Raw genomic sequence first — 14,112 nt, 5'->3', positions numbered from 1 at the left:
AAACAAACGGCCCGCTCCATGACAACATCCCTCCGTTCCGAATTCGCAAAAGGCCTGCGCGGCGGCGCACCTTTCGTGCTTGTGATCATCCCTTTCGGCTTGCTCTTCGGCGTGGTCGCGACCGAAGCCGGTCTCAATGTTCTTGAGGCGCTCAGCTTCTCGGTGGTGGTCATCGCGGGCGCGGCCCAGTTCACGGCCCTGCAACTGCTGCAAGACCAACTGCCCGTAGCCATCGTGCTGCTGTCGGCCCTATGCGTGAACCTTCGGATGGCGATGTATTCGGCAGCGCTGACCCAGCACCTTGGCCCTCTGCCACTTTGGAAAAAGGCCGTCGCCGCCTATTTCACCGTGGACCAGACCTTCGCCACCGCCGCGCTTGATTATGAAAAGCGCCCCAACCGCACGGCAGAGCAGAAATTCGCCTTTTTCATGGGTGCAGCCATTGCGATTTGCCCCGCGTGGTATGTCTTTACCATTGTCGGCGCGATGGTGGGCAATGCGATCCCTGAAAGCTTTGCGCTGGATTTCGCGGTGCCGATCACCTTCCTTGCGATGATCGCGCCTGCTCTGCGCTCAATGGCCCATGTGGCGGCGGCTTTCACCAGCGTTGTACTGGCCCTCGCCCTCAGCGGCCTGCCCTATAACCTTGGCCTGCCCATCGCCGCCCTGTGTGCCATGATCGTCGGCGCAGCGGTCGAACAGCGCCTCACCCGCGCGGAGGCCACCGCATGAGCCAGATTGACCACACCGCCCTTTGGCTGACCATGATCGGCCTTGGCCTTGGCAGCTTTGGCCTGCGTTTCATCTTTCTTGGATTGATCGGAGACCGCGCCCTGCCCGAGTGGGTCCAGCGCCATCTGCGCTACACCTCGGTTGCCGTGCTGCCCGCCATTGTCGCGCCGCTGATCGCCTTTCCTGCGGCCACAGGCGGCACACCAGACTTGCCACGCACCGCAGCGGCGACAGTCACTTTGGCGGTCGGGTATTTCACCAAGAACGTCATCGCCGCCATCGGAACCGGTGCGGCGACGCTGTATCTGCTGCTGTATCTGGTGGGGTAACGGGGCCTACTGCCCCGCCTGCTTGGCCTTCAACTTGGCTTCGGCCTCATAGGCTTTCAAAGCCAGCGCTTTGTTATCCTCATCGGTTTCGAAAAGCAGGCGCTCTTCCACGCCGGGGATCTTTTCGAAATCACGGCTCAGGTTTTTGGGGAAGTAGGTCACCCCTACGCCTTCAAACGGCGTCAGATCCTGCAGAACAGTACTGACTGCGCGGCTGCAGTTGGCCTTCTGCACAGCGCCAAAAGCCAGTGCCCGCTCATAAACCGTCTGCGCGACCTCAGGGGTCACCTCGACCCGCTGCGACAGCACGCGGAAAGTCACGCGGCTGTGGTAACGCTCATAGTAGTCGCGGATACGTTCGGTGACGCCGAAGAACACGTCGTTGCGTTCGGGTGCTTCGCTGAACTTGAAGGTCCCCGCGGGGTCGAACATGACGCGCTCGGCAGGGGCGTTGATCAACAGACCCGAATGCGCGCCGGCATCGGTATCATTGCTGATCATCGTATAAAGTGTGATCGCGGGCGGGCCGTTGTGCCGATACCGCCAGCGACTGATTTCTTCATCCGGAGCCCACACGGGTTCGGCTGCGCAAGCGGCCAATGCCGCCGGCGCACCCAGCAAAAAAGCACGTCTATACATGAAGCCCCCGGAAACCCGGAAAATTATGCGCCGGTCAGCGCCAGCAGGATCAGAACACCGATGATCACGATCACGGCGTTTTTGGTGAATTTGACGAAGCCATTGAAGGTAGCTTCCTGAACCGAGATGTCCATCGAACCGTGCTTGTGCTCAGCCATGGTGGCGTCCTTTCCTGTCTGTTACCCAGCGTTTAGGTGATTCCGCCGTACATGTCACGGGGCCTCAGCTAGGGTCATTTGCCGCAGACTTTTACCCGCTTTGCTGCCAAAGCCAAGCGCCATCCTTGGACATTTCCCGCGAAACAAGACCTTTTGCGTACAAATGGTTCAGGTGGGCAACAGCCTCGACCAGTGCCAAACCGTATTCCGCAGGCCCGATCTTGCGCCGGAACAGCAGCGCGAAACAATCCGCCGCCGTCTTGGGCGTTTCCAGATAGGCCACAAGGCGTGGCAAGGCGTTGTGGTGATTCTCGATCAACTGGCGCATCCGGTGCGGCAGGCCGCGGAACGGCAGTTTGTGACCGCTCAGGCACAGCTGTTCCATGGTGCAAAGGGTTTCCAGCCGCTCACAGCTTTCCAGCCAGTCCGCCAATGGATCGGCATCAGGTTCGGTCGCATAGACGCCCACATTCGGACTGATCGAGCTGATGATCTGATCGCCGGCCAGCACCAAGGCACCATCATCGGACCAAAGCGTTGCGTGTTCGGGCGCATGACCGCCGCCGGTGTGAACGGTCCAATCGCGCCCGCCGATCCGCATCCGGTCGCCCTGCGCAATCCGCGTAAAGCCCAGAGGCATCGGCGCGACCATATCGGCAAAGTTGAAGGGCCGTTCGGTCAATCGCTGCGCAAACAGGTCCGCATCCATGCCCGCGCGGCGCCAGTGACGCTGGGTCTCGGCGCAGGGGCGGTCCTGTTCATCCATTTGCAGCATCCGCGCCAGCAACCATGCGGTGCGGGTCATCACCAGCTCTGCCCCGTGGACAGACTGGAACCACCCCGCCAGCCCCACGTGATCAGGGTGATGGTGCGTGACGATCACCCGCCGCACGGGCAGACCTTGCAAGGGGCCGTCCATCAGCCCCTGCCAGATTGCCTTGCTGCGGCGCGATGACATACCGGTGTCCACAACGGTCCAGCCGTCCTCGTCCCGCAGCGCGTAGACGTTCACATGATCCAGCGCCAAGGGCAGCGGCATGCGCATCCACAGCACCCCCTCTGCGACCTCGATCGCCTCACCCTCGGCAGGAGGGTCGGTCCACGGCATCGAGATCACGCGGGCAGGTCGAGTCATGCGGTTTCCAGATCCTCATGAGTGATGGCGTAAAGGTCTGCCGCCCCTTGGCGGGCGTGAACCAGATGGCCTTTGTGCTCGGGCAATAGCCGGTGGATGTAGAATTGCGCAAGGCGGCTGCGGCGGCCCTGCCCCCCTTCGGTCATCGCGGCGCGCAGGTGGTAATAGCCCCCCAGCACACGTGCAAAGCCCATCAGGAACGGCACCGCACCGGCAAAGCGTTCGTTCAGGTCCCCTTGCCCCACCATCCATTCAGTGGCTTCGCGTAGGGTTTCGGTCGCTTGCCAGACAGGCTCGGCCAGATCAGGCAGACTGGCGCGGGCTTGTTCAGCCAGTGCCTCGATCTCGTCCAGCAGGGCATAGGCGGCGTCGCCGCCGTCCATCAGTTTACGCGCCACTAGGTCCATGGCCTGAATGCCGTTGGTGCCTTCATAGATCGCGGTCACGCGGACATCGCGGTAGTATTGCGCCGCGCCGGTTTCCTCGACAAAGCCCATGCCGCCATAGACCTGCACACCGGTTTCCGACACGCGCATACCGGTTTCGGTGCCAAATGCTTTACAGATCGGCGTCAGGAAAGCCGCGCGGGCCTGCCATGCGGCATCGCCCGTCGCTGTGCCCATATCGATCGCCGCCGCACAGGCCAGCGAGATACAGCGCGCCGCAAAGATATCGGCCTTGGCCCCTGCCAGCATCCGGCGCACGTCTGCGTGGTCGATGATCGCGCCAGCGCCCTCGACCGGAGTGCGCCCCTGCTTACGCTCCATCGCATAGGCCAGTGCGTGCTGATAGGCCCCTTCGGCGGCCGAGACACCCTGCACCCCAACCCCAAGACGGGCGTTGTTCATCATGGTGAACATCGCGGCCATACCGCCATGCTCATGACCCACCAGCCAGCCTTTCGCGCTGGAATATTCCATCACGCAGGTCGGGCTGCCATGCAGGCCCATCTTGTGTTCGATGCTGACGACCTTCAGGTCGTTGCGCTCGCCAGGATTGCCGTCCTCATCGGGGATGTACTTGGGCACCATGAACAGGCTGATGCCCTTGGTTCCCTTCGGCCCATCGGGCAGACGCGCCAGCACCAGATGGCAGATGTTTTCCGAGAAATCCGTGTCGCCCCAGCTGATCCAGATCTTCTGGCCAGTGATGCTGTAGGTGCCGTCGTCATTGCGCTCGGCCTTCGTGGCCAGTGCGCCGACGTCCGAGCCCGCCTGCGGTTCGGACAGGTTCATCGTGCCGGACCATTCACCGCTGGTCAGCTTGGGCAGGTAGAGGTCCTTGATCGCATCGCTTGCGTGATGCTCCAGCGCCTCGATCTGGCCCATGGACAGCAGCGGCACCAGTTGCAGCGACAGACAGGCCGCACCCATCATGTCATTCACTGCGCTAGCCACGGTCATCGGCAGCCCCATGCCGCCCGATTCGGGCCGCGCGGCGATGCCAACCCAGCCACCTTCAGCGATGCCCTTGTAGGCCTCTGCAAAGCCGGTGGGACTGCGCATCACGCCGTTCTCCAGACGGGTATGTTCCAGATCACCTGCACGGTTCACGGGGGCTAGAACCTCATCGGACAGCTTGCCTGCCTCGGTCAGGATGGCGGCGACCACATCTGTGGTGGCGTCCTCAAAACGTTCGGTCGCGGTGACCGATTGCAGACCGACAATGTGGTCAAAGATAAACTGGAATTCATTGACTGGCGCACGGTAGGGCATGGCTTGCTCCTCTCAAGCGGGCTTGGCCTTAGGCCGCGCCCCCGCTATGGGTTCGGTTAACAGCAAAATGGACTGCACCGGTCCATGCCATCAACTGAAACGCCGCGTCACAGGTACAATGGTCGCACAGGACACCCAGCTTTTGCCCCCTTCGGACGAAGGGATCGCCCGCGCCGCCCAGTTGCTGCGTGCCGGTCAGCTTGTCGCCCTGCCGACCGAAACCGTCTACGGCCTTGCCGGTGATGCCCGCAATTCCGACGCCGTCGCCAGCATTTATGAGGCCAAGGGCCGCCCCAGTTTCAACCCGCTGATCGTGCACCTGCCTGATGTGGACAGTGCCAAGGAACTGGTGATCTGGAATGAACGCGCTCAGGTGCTGGCCGACGCCCACTGGCCCGGCCCGTTGACTATGGTGCTGCCCCTGCGCGAAGGCCACGGCCTGTCGCCGCTGGTCACCGCAGGTCTGGACACCGTGGCCCTGCGTCTGCCCGCCCATCCATTGGCGCGGCGATTGATGCGGGAAAGCGGCTGCGCTTTGGCGGCGCCTTCCGCGAACCCTTCGGGCAAGATCAGCCCTACCACAGCCACCCATGTGATGGCGGGTCTTTCAGGACGGATCGCAGCCGTTCTGGATGGCGGTGCCTGCCCCGTGGGCGTCGAATCAACCATCATCGGCGTCTATGACGATGAAACCCGCCTGCTGCGCCCCGGTGGTCTGGCGGTCGAGGATGCCGAGGCCACCTTGGGCGCCCCCCTTGCGGGCGCGGGCGAAGGGATCATTGCGCCGGGGCAACTGACCTCACACTACGCGCCAGGGGCCAGCGTGCGCCTGAACGCCACCAGCATTCAGGCGGGCGAAGTGCTGCTGGGATTCGGCCCCATGGCCTGCACGATCAACCTGTCGGAAAAGGGCGACACACGGGAAGCGGCGATGAACCTCTTTCCTGCTCTGCACCAGTTGGACGCCATGCAGCCCAAAGGCATTGCCGTCGCGCCGATCCCGAACACCGGTCTGGGTCTGGCGATCAATGACCGCTTGAGTCGCGCCGCCGCGCCCCGCGATTAAGCGCGGCCTGCGCTTGCGGACAGCATCAGCGGATCAATTCCCAAAAGGCCCAACGCGCCGACCCATTTATCCGCATTGGCTGTGGCAAAGACCAACTCGGGCTCGGCATCGCAGACCAGCCAGCCGTTCTGCTGCAATTCGGTCTCAAGCTGGTTCGGTCCCCAGCCCGCATAGCCCAAAGCCATCAACGCATGATGGGGCCCGCCGCCCCGCGCCAGATCCTCAAGGATATCCAGCGTCGCGGTCATCCCGAACCGCCCGTCCACCTTCAGGGTCGACACGTCCGAGATATAATCCGCCGAATGCAGCACGAACCCCCGACCATGTTCCACCGGCCCGCCATAGTGGACGCGGATGTTGCGGGTGTCTGGCCCCTCATCGATCGAGAGTTGCTCTAGCAGGTCCGTCAGGTTCACATCGTCTGCCGGTTTGTTGATAATCAGGCCCATCGCCCCGTCGCTGGAATGGGCGCAGATATAGACCACGCTATGATCAAAGCGCGGATCGCCCATTTCGGGCATGGCAATCAAAAGCTTGCCGGTCAGATCAGTGGGTTTACTATCGCTCATATCTCTAAGATGTGCTGCAATTGCGTCACAGACAAGGACTTGCGTTACATTCCATCGCTGGAACGTGACTTGGCAAAACTTCGCTTAGACCGCATCTAAACTTGCATGAAAAAGCGCCATCTTCTTTCCGCATGTCTGACTGCCCTGCTTTCGCTGCCTCTCTCGGGGGCGCAAGCGGGCATGTATGACGACACGATCCGCCACAGCATCCTGCCCGGCTGGCAAGAGGCCGATGGCGCGGTGATCGCTGCCTTTGACGTGCAACTGGCCCCCGGCTGGAAGACCTACTGGCGTGCCCCCGGCGAAGGGGGCATCCCCCCGATGTTCGACTGGAGCGCCTCGGACAATCTGGCCCGTGTGGATTACCTCTGGCCTGCGCCCCATGTGTTTGACCGCGAAGGGCTGCGGTCCATTGGCTACAAAGAGGGCATGCTGCTGCCTTTGCGGCTGACGCCGAAAGACCCGTCGAAACCGATCACCCTGCGCGGACAAGCCGACATTGGCGTGTGTCAGGACATCTGCATGCCCGTGACTCTGCCGCTAAATGCCGCCCTGCCCCTGCAAGGCAAACGCAACCCGCAGATCGCGGCAGCTATGGCGGCGATCCCTTTCACCGCGAAAGAGGCTGGTGTGCGTGACGTGCAATGCGACGTGCGCCCTGATGAACGTGGCCTGACCCTGACCGCCGCCGTCAAAATGCCCTTCGCGGGCGGCCATGAGGATGCGGTGATCGAGGTTGCAACCCCGCAGGTCTGGGTGGACGTGCCCCACAGCCAGCGCCAAGGCGATACGCTTTATGTTCAGACCACCCTGTCCACCGCTGGCGGCGGCGCAGTGTTTGTGAACCGCAGCGAAGTGACGATTACCGTGATCGGCAGCAAATACACCGTGGAAATCGACGGCTGCAAATAACGGCTCAGGTCCTTCGGCGGGTGATCGCGGTCAACGTAACCAGATAGCCCGCCAGACACAGCACCAACGCCCCAATCAGGAACAGGCCAACTGCCCCCGCCATTGAGGCAGGCGGCGTCACCATCTGCGCCAGTTGCGGCAGCACGGCACCCGTTGCAGCCATCCAACCAGCAGTGACAACACCCCAAGCGCCAATCAGCGCACCGGTGGTCAACACCCCGCGCCGCAATCCGCTATGTCGCGCCCGCACGCCCCGACGGGCCGAGCGTACCAGCTGCCCGATATCCGCCTGCACCGCCACCAGCGCAGGCACGACCAACAGCACAAGGAACATGCCGAAGCCAAGGCCGTAGGACAGGGTAATCACCGTTGGCTTCAAAAACTGCGCATCGGCCGAGGTCTCATACAGCAGCGGCGCAAGGCCAAGCACCGTGGTCAGGGTGGTCAGCAACACAGGCCGCAGACGCGTTGCCGCCCCGTCGATGATGGACGGGACAATGCCCCGTTCTGCTGCGTTCTCATCAATGGTGGTCACCAGAACGATGGAATCGTTGATGATAATCCCCGTCATCCCCAAAAGACCCACCACCGTGAACATGCTTAGCGGCACATCCCACAGGTAATGCCCCCAGATCGCCCCCACGAGGCCGAAGGGAATCACCGACATAACCACCAAGGGGCGCGACCAACTGGAAAAGACCCACGCCAGAATCAGATATATCGCCAGCAACACAAGGATCAGACCGGTGCGGGCGTCCTTAAGGAACGCGTCTTCCTGTTCGGACAGGCCCGCCATACGGAACTCGACCTGATTTTCGCTGGAAATGCGGGGCAGGATTTCGGTCTCAAGCAAGGTCTGGATTTCAGCGGCGCGGGCGGGATCATCCTCAGAGATATCGCCAGTGACCGAGATCAGCCGGATGCCATTTTCCCGCCGCACGGTCGAGAACCCCTCGCGGCGCGACACCGACACAATATCGGCCAGCGGCACAAATTCTCCCTGCGCGGTCGGCAGCATCATGCGATCCAGAAAATCGGCTGTGGTCTCGCCCTCGGGCAGTTCAACACGGATCGTCGCGCTACGAGGACCAAGGGGATAGCTGGCGGCTTCGATCCCGTTCAGGCGATTGCGGATCACCGCGCCAAGCCCGCCGATATCAAAGCCCAACGCCTGCCCTTGCGCAGTCAGTTCCAGCACCAGTTCCTGTTTGTCATAGGCCAGATCATCCTCGACCGCCGAGACCTCTGGGAACTGGATCAGCGCATCCTTTAGCGCCTCGGATGCCGCCTTAAGTGTCGTCGCGTTCGAGCCATAGAACTGTACATCCAGCGAATCCCCGCCCGGACCCGAACGGAAACTGCGGAAGCTAACCACCTCGGCCATGGGATGGTTCTGCACCTCGGCCTGCAAGGCACCCACGAACTCAAAGCTGGAATAGGGGCGCGCATCCGCATCCACCAGTTCCACCGCGATGGACCCCAGCAGATCGCCATCCTTGTCATCCGCGCCAGACAGGCCACGGCCCGAATTGCCGCCAATCTCGGCCACCGCATAAGTCACGGGGTTCACCCCATGTTCGGCCTCAAAGCGATCCCCGACAGCCTTCGTGGCGCGTTGTAGTTCACGCATCATGGCGATGCTGTCAGCGCGGGTGGCCCCTTCCAACATGGCAAAGTTGCCTGTCACGCTGGACTGTTCCGGCGCGTTGAAGAACCGCCACGTCACGGTGCCCGAAATAAACAGCGCCGCCTGACTGGCCAGCAGTACCACCGCCCCCGCAAGCACCGGATAACGCAGCCGCACCACCAGCCCCATGAAGGGGCGGAACAGGTGATCGCGCATTTTGGAAAAGCCTTTGTTCACCTGCCGCGAGGGCCAGTCATACCAATGCTCTTGACCCGTATGAGCCAGCGCGTGTGACAGGTGGTTGGGCAGGATCAGGAAGCACTCGACCAATGAGGCCAACAGCACCACGATCACCGTGTAGGGAATATCTGCAATCAACTCGCCAAAGCGGCCACCGATTGAGACCAGCCCGAAGAACGCCACCACCGTCGTCAGGGTCGCGGCAAAGACCGGCATCGCCATGCGGCGGGCGGCCATTTCGCTGGCGGTCACGGGATCTTCGCCCAGACGGCGGGTGCGGTAATCGGCATGCTCGCCCACCACGATGGCATCATCCACCACGATCCCCAAGGTGATGATCAGCGCAAAAAGCGAGATCATGTTAATCGTGATCCCCGCCGCATACATCAGCGCGATGCCCGCCAGCAGAGCCACCGGTATCCCCGCCGCCACCCAGAACGCGATGCGGGCGTTCAGGAACAGGAACAGCAGGCCAACCACCAGCCCAAGACCCATCAAAGCGTTGTCTGTCAAGATGTTCAGGCGTCCGGTGATCGCCTCGGCCCGCGTGCGGATCAGATCGATTGTGGTGCCTGTGGGCAGGGTGTCCTGCATCGCGGCGGCCACCTCTTCAACCTGCCGCTGGATGCCGATGGCATCCCCCGTGGGCGAGCGGTCCACCCGCACAGACACCGCCGGATTCTCTCCGACAAAATAGGTGCGGGCGCGGTCCACGCCTTCGACCTTTACCGTGGCCACATCGCCAACGGTCAAAGTCGTCCCGTCAGGGTTCGATCGCAGGACAATCCCCGCGATCTGGTCCGGCCCACGTTTTTCGATCCCCGTGCGCACACGTGCATTGGCCCCTGCCACGTCACCCGCCGGATCGGCGCTGACCTCGGCCCCGATGGCATTGGCGATCTGCGCCATCGTCAGGTCATAGGCCATCAGGTTGGTCGAGGGCACTTCGATCAGGGTTTGCGGCGCGGCGATCCCGCGAATGGTGGTGCGCGTCACCCCCACATCGAACAGACGCAGGACAAACTCATCGGCAAATCGCGCCAGCTGATCCACACCCACGGGTCCGGTGATCACCACATCGGTCACGCGGTCACGCCAGCCGCCTCGGGTCACCTGCGGCTCGTCCGCGTCCTCGGGCAGATCGGTGATCTGGTCCAGCGCCGCCTGCACGTCATCGGCAGCGCGGGCAATGTCCCAACCAGGTTCAAACTCCAGCGCAATCGCGGCCCGCCCTTCCCGAGAGACCGAGTTGGCGTCCGTCACCCCTTCGACCGCCAGCAGCACCGGCTCGATCAATTGGACGATGGCGCTGTCCACATCCTCGGCGCCCGCTCCGTCCCACGTGACCGAGATATCCAGATCATCGACCACCACATCAGGAAAGAACTGCGCCCGCATCTGGGGCATCGCAAGGAAACCTGCGGCCAGAAGAACCACCAGCAGCAGGTTCGCCGCGGTCCGGTGGCGGGTGAAATAGGAAAGGATGCCGCCAGCCTTGATCATGCCTTAGCTCCCCATCCGGCTTTCCAGACGCGCCACGGTCTCGGCCGAGACCTTGGGCTGCTGCAACTCGGCCTTGATCCGGTCCTTGGCCGCGGCGGGCATACGGGTGTTACCTTCGACAAAGGCCAGCAAGGCGGCGCGGCGTTCCTCGGTCAGCTCAACCATGTCATCTGCGGGGGCCTCTTGTCCGATGGGGCGCACCTTGATCCCTGCCCCCAAAAGGGGCGAACGTTCAGCGACAACCATGCGCCCTGCTAGCCCATCAGCCCGCACCAGCACATCATCTTTCTGACGACGCAGCAAAGCGACCTGAACCACCTCAAGCCGCCCCTCATCGCCCAAAACCAGCACCGTCTGCGCCGCATCAAGGGCTGTTGCCGGCAGGCGGATGGCGGCCGTCAAGACAGGTTCGTCCAGTTCGACCTGAACAAAATCCCCTGCCTTCAGGCCGTGGGGGTCCAGCACGCGGGCAAACAGTTGCCGCCCACTTTGGCCTTCGGCAACGGCGGCACTGGCGCGGCTAAGTTCGGCATCGCGGACCAGATCGCCGCCCGCAACGTCCAGAACCACCTTGGCCGGCGCAATGCGCAAACGGCCATTCTCATCCAGAAGCCGTGCGAATTGTTCGGTCGAGACGCGGAAGGACACCTCAAGATCATCCGGGTCCAGCAAGGTCGCCAGCGCCTCGTTCACAGAGACAAGGCCGCCTTCAACCACATTCACCGCCGACAAGGCTCCGTCAAAACCGGCGCGGATCACGGTATCATCCAGATCGCGCTGCGCTTCTTTTCGGGCAATTCTCGCGCGGTCCAGCGCGGTTGCTGCCTGATCCACGCGGGCCTCGGCGTTGGCAAGCGCCTGACGGGACGACAGCATCGAGGCGCGGGCCTGCGCGGCAGACAACTCTGCTGCCTCAACGGTGGAGACGCTACCGATCCCACGGGTTTGCAGATCGCGCTGACGTTGCAAAGCGCGTTCATACAGCTGCAACTGCCCCTCGGTCGAAGTCAGGTCATCCTGCGCCAGCAGCAGCGCCCGATCCGCATCACGCACTTCGAATTCCGCGTCACGAAGATCAGCATCGGCGCGGTCCAGCGCCGCTTGGGCTTGGGCCGGATCGATCCGCGCCAGCACATCGCCCTTCACCACCAGCCCCCCTTCGACGAAGTTCGGCGCGACCTCAATCAAGCTGCCCGAGGCCGAGGCGCGAATTTCCAACGTCCGGCGGCTTTGCACCTGCCCGAAGGCCCGCAGCACCGGCGTTTCCGGCCCCGCAACGGCCGAGACCACATTCACCGCAAAGACCCGCTCTTGCGCGGGGCGGCGGCTTCCGCCGTCATTCATGCGGGCCGAAGCTGCCTCGCGCACCATCGACGCCGCCCACACCAATAGCGCGGCGGTCACAGCCAGTAGGAATAAACCTGTGAATGCATGGCGCAAAAAGCGCATGGCCCGCTCCCTTTTGTCTGCGTAATGGCAGTTTTACCCGCGCATCAAAGATGACAAGCAACAACACTGTTACGTGATAACTACGTGTCTCCGTCGTTTTCGGACCAAACACGTTGCAAAAGCAGCGCCCGAAACTGTGGAAGCACAGGAAAATCGCGGATTTGTTGCGGGTTCAGAAACCCGAAACCTGCCCCTTCGGACAACACCACCTGATGCGGTGCGACAACATGCGAAGTCCGGAATATATAAAGCGCCGCGTCTTTTCGGGCGGTCGAGGGCAAGCTGGCGTAGGGGTAAAGACTATCGGCAGGCAGGGCGATTCCGGTTTCCTCGTGGAATTCGCGCAAGGCCGCACTGTGCAAATCCTCACCTTCTTCGACGCCACCACCGAACAGGCTCCAAAGCCCCGCACCCACAAGGCCCGGATGGTCATCGCGCAACTGCATGAACACGCGGCCTTCGGCGTCAAACGACATGACAACCGCCCCGCGCCATCCGGGCTGCGTCGGCACATCGCCCAGAGGCGGAAACCCTTTCATTTCCGGCGTTTGTGTTCTTCGAGCCGAGGCATAATCTCGACGAAGTTACAGGGACGGTGGCGGTAATCCAGCTGCCACTTCAGAATTTCGTCCCACGCATCCTTGCACGCACCGGGACTACCGGGCAGCGCAAACAGATAGGTGCCACCAGCCACGCCAGCCGTCGCGCGGCTTTGCACCGCCGAGGTGCCGATCTTCTGCATCGAGACGATAGTGAACACGGTCCCGAAAGCGTCTATCTCTTTCTCATAGACGTCGCGGTGCGCCTCAACGGTCACATCGCGCCCCGTCAGACCCGTCCCGCCGGTCGAGATCACCACATCCACACCCTCATCCGCGATCCAGTCGCGCAGTTGGGCGGCGATCTGGCCCCGCTCGTCCTGAATGATCTTGCGGTCGGCCAGCACATGGCCCGCCTCTTCGATCCGCCCGACCAGCGTATCACCCGAGCGGTCTTCGCTTAAGGAGCGGGTATCGCTGACGGTCAGCACGGCGATCCGAACGGGGATGAATTCTTTGCTCTCGTCGATACGGCTCATGTGTCTTTGTCCAGATAGGCGCGCAGGGACAGAAGGTCTGCCCATGCCTCGCGCTTGGCAGCGGGGCGCTGCATCAAGATGGCGGGGTTACAGATCGGCAGCACCGGAGTGTCAAAGGCCTTGGCCCACTGGCCGCGCAGGCGCGACAGGCCGCGCTTTTGCAGGGCTTCCTGACAGGCAATCTCGCCCATCAAAACGATCACGCGGGGTTTCACCAACTGGATATGACGGCGCAGGAACGGCAGCACCGCGTCAATCTCCAGCCGGTTCGGATCACGGTTGCGCGGGGCCCGCCACGGCAGAACGTTGGTGACGTAAAGCCCCTCTTTGCCCTTACCTTCCCGCGACAGGCCAATGGCCTTGAACATATTGTCCAGTAACATCCCTTCAGCACCGGCAAAGGGACGCCCTTCGGTATCCGCATCGCGGTTGGGTGCGTCACCCAGAACCATCACATCGGCAGCGGGATCGCCCTCGGCAAAGACCAGTTGCTTGGCCCCCATGCGCAGCGGGCAATGTTCAAAGCCCTCCATCGCGGTGCGCAGGCTGTCCAGATCGGCGCAAAGATGGGCCAGATGCTGCGCCTCGGCCATCGGGTTAACCTGCTGGATCGGCTGGGGCGTGGGCTTTGCTTGCGCGGGCGCACCCGGCAAGGGATTGGCCGCTTGCGCCTCGGCGCGGGCCTTTTCGGCCTCGGCGAATTCAGCAAAGCGGTCAATGGGATCATCACAAATGACATCTGTCACGCCAGCTTCCAGCTGCCATGTCAGCGCGGCCAGTGCCGCATGAGAATCCCAATGAGCTATTTCCATGGCCGCAAGCTAAGTTCCCAGCCCGCCTAGGACAAGCGCCAACCGCCCCTGACACCCTCACAAAACTGGGGATCGCGACCAATCAAAGGATATAGATGCACTTGTGATGCTTGTAGCGAAAGCCAGCCCTGCTATACCGTCCCCAAAA

At 62.4% G+C, this 14,112-nt stretch carries 14 protein-coding genes; 4 read left to right on the top strand and 10 right to left on the bottom strand.

From position 1 onward, the window contains the following. Positions 1–18: 18 nt before the first annotated feature. Complete coding sequence (locus tag CLV74_RS03320; RefSeq protein WP_106262799.1) at positions 19–732, top strand: AzlC family ABC transporter permease; 714 nt, start codon at positions 19–21, stop codon at positions 730–732. After that, positions 729–1,061 carry an AzlD domain-containing protein gene (locus tag CLV74_RS03315; RefSeq protein WP_106262798.1) on the top strand — a complete coding sequence of 111 codons (333 nt, stop codon included), beginning with the start codon at positions 729–731 and terminating at the stop codon, positions 1,059–1,061. The genes CLV74_RS03320 and CLV74_RS03315 overlap by 4 nt, the downstream gene beginning before the upstream one ends. 6 nt (positions 1,062–1,067) lie before the next feature. Here CLV74_RS03315 and CLV74_RS03310 read toward each other — a convergent pair whose 3' ends face one another. The 4 genes from CLV74_RS03310 to CLV74_RS03295 all read right to left on the bottom strand — a co-directional run bounded on the left by CLV74_RS03310 (position 1,068) and on the right by CLV74_RS03295 (position 4,708). Continuing rightward, on the bottom strand, positions 1,068–1,700 hold the full coding sequence (locus CLV74_RS03310) for a polysaccharide deacetylase family protein (RefSeq protein ID WP_106262797.1): 633 nt from the start codon (positions 1,698–1,700) through the stop codon (positions 1,068–1,070). 23 nt (positions 1,701–1,723) lie between these two features. Further along, the gene (locus CLV74_RS03305; RefSeq protein WP_106262796.1) at positions 1,724–1,858 is read right to left on the bottom strand and encodes an aa3-type cytochrome c oxidase subunit IV; all 135 of its coding nucleotides are present in this window, start codon (positions 1,856–1,858) and stop codon (positions 1,724–1,726) included. Positions 1,859–1,949: 91 nt separating this feature from the next. Next, positions 1,950–2,993: an MBL fold metallo-hydrolase gene (locus CLV74_RS03300; protein ID WP_106262795.1), complete on the bottom strand. Its 1,044-nt coding sequence runs from the start codon at positions 2,991–2,993 to the stop codon at positions 1,950–1,952. Further along, positions 2,990–4,708, bottom strand: a complete 1,719-nt coding sequence (locus tag CLV74_RS03295; RefSeq protein WP_106262794.1) for an acyl-CoA dehydrogenase — start codon at positions 4,706–4,708, stop codon at positions 2,990–2,992. Before CLV74_RS03295 ends, CLV74_RS03300 begins: the two co-directional genes overlap by 4 nt. A 118-nt stretch (positions 4,709–4,826) precedes the next feature. Between CLV74_RS03295 and CLV74_RS03290 the strand changes: the two genes are divergently transcribed. Further along, positions 4,827–5,774, top strand: a complete 948-nt coding sequence (locus CLV74_RS03290; RefSeq protein WP_106262793.1) for an L-threonylcarbamoyladenylate synthase — start codon at positions 4,827–4,829, stop codon at positions 5,772–5,774. Here CLV74_RS03290 and CLV74_RS03285 read toward each other — a convergent pair. After that, entirely contained in the window at positions 5,771–6,343 is a 573-nt protein-coding gene (locus CLV74_RS03285) for a YqgE/AlgH family protein (protein WP_106262792.1), read from the bottom strand. The two genes, CLV74_RS03290 and CLV74_RS03285, sit on opposite strands and share 4 nt — an antisense overlap. 105 nt (positions 6,344–6,448) lie before the next feature. Between CLV74_RS03285 and CLV74_RS03280 the strand changes: the two genes are divergently transcribed. Next, a complete protein-coding gene (locus CLV74_RS03280; RefSeq protein ID WP_245888444.1) occupies positions 6,449–7,255 on the top strand; it encodes a protein-disulfide reductase DsbD domain-containing protein in 807 nt (268 codons plus the stop codon). Between the two features lie 4 nt (positions 7,256–7,259). Here CLV74_RS03280 and CLV74_RS03275 read toward each other — a convergent pair whose 3' ends face one another. The 5 genes from CLV74_RS03275 to CLV74_RS03255 all read right to left on the bottom strand — a co-directional run bounded on the left by CLV74_RS03275 (position 7,260) and on the right by CLV74_RS03255 (position 13,964). Continuing rightward, positions 7,260–10,625 (bottom strand): efflux RND transporter permease subunit, encoded by a 3,366-nt coding sequence (locus tag CLV74_RS03275; RefSeq protein ID WP_106262791.1) that lies wholly within the window; start codon positions 10,623–10,625, stop codon positions 7,260–7,262. 3 nt (positions 10,626–10,628) lie between these two features. Then, on the bottom strand, positions 10,629–12,074 hold the full coding sequence (locus CLV74_RS03270; protein ID WP_106262790.1) for an efflux RND transporter periplasmic adaptor subunit: 1,446 nt from the start codon (positions 12,072–12,074) through the stop codon (positions 10,629–10,631). A gap of 80 nt (positions 12,075–12,154) precedes the next feature. Continuing rightward, on the bottom strand, positions 12,155–12,613 hold the full coding sequence (locus CLV74_RS03265; RefSeq protein ID WP_106262789.1) for an NUDIX domain-containing protein: 459 nt from the start codon (positions 12,611–12,613) through the stop codon (positions 12,155–12,157). Continuing rightward, positions 12,610–13,152, bottom strand: coding sequence for a molybdenum cofactor biosynthesis protein B (moaB, locus tag CLV74_RS03260; protein ID WP_106262788.1), 543 nt, complete (start codon positions 13,150–13,152; stop codon positions 12,610–12,612). Before moaB ends, CLV74_RS03265 begins: the two co-directional genes overlap by 4 nt. Then, positions 13,149–13,964 (bottom strand): uracil-DNA glycosylase, encoded by an 816-nt coding sequence (locus tag CLV74_RS03255; protein ID WP_106262787.1) that lies wholly within the window; start codon positions 13,962–13,964, stop codon positions 13,149–13,151. The genes moaB and CLV74_RS03255 overlap by 4 nt, the downstream gene beginning before the upstream one ends. Positions 13,965–14,112: the final 148 nt, after the last annotated feature.

Source organism: Donghicola tyrosinivorans (assembly GCF_003003355.1).
GTDB lineage: Bacteria > Pseudomonadota > Alphaproteobacteria > Rhodobacterales > Rhodobacteraceae > Donghicola > Donghicola tyrosinivorans.
This window is presented reverse-complemented; position numbering and strand designations above follow the sequence as displayed.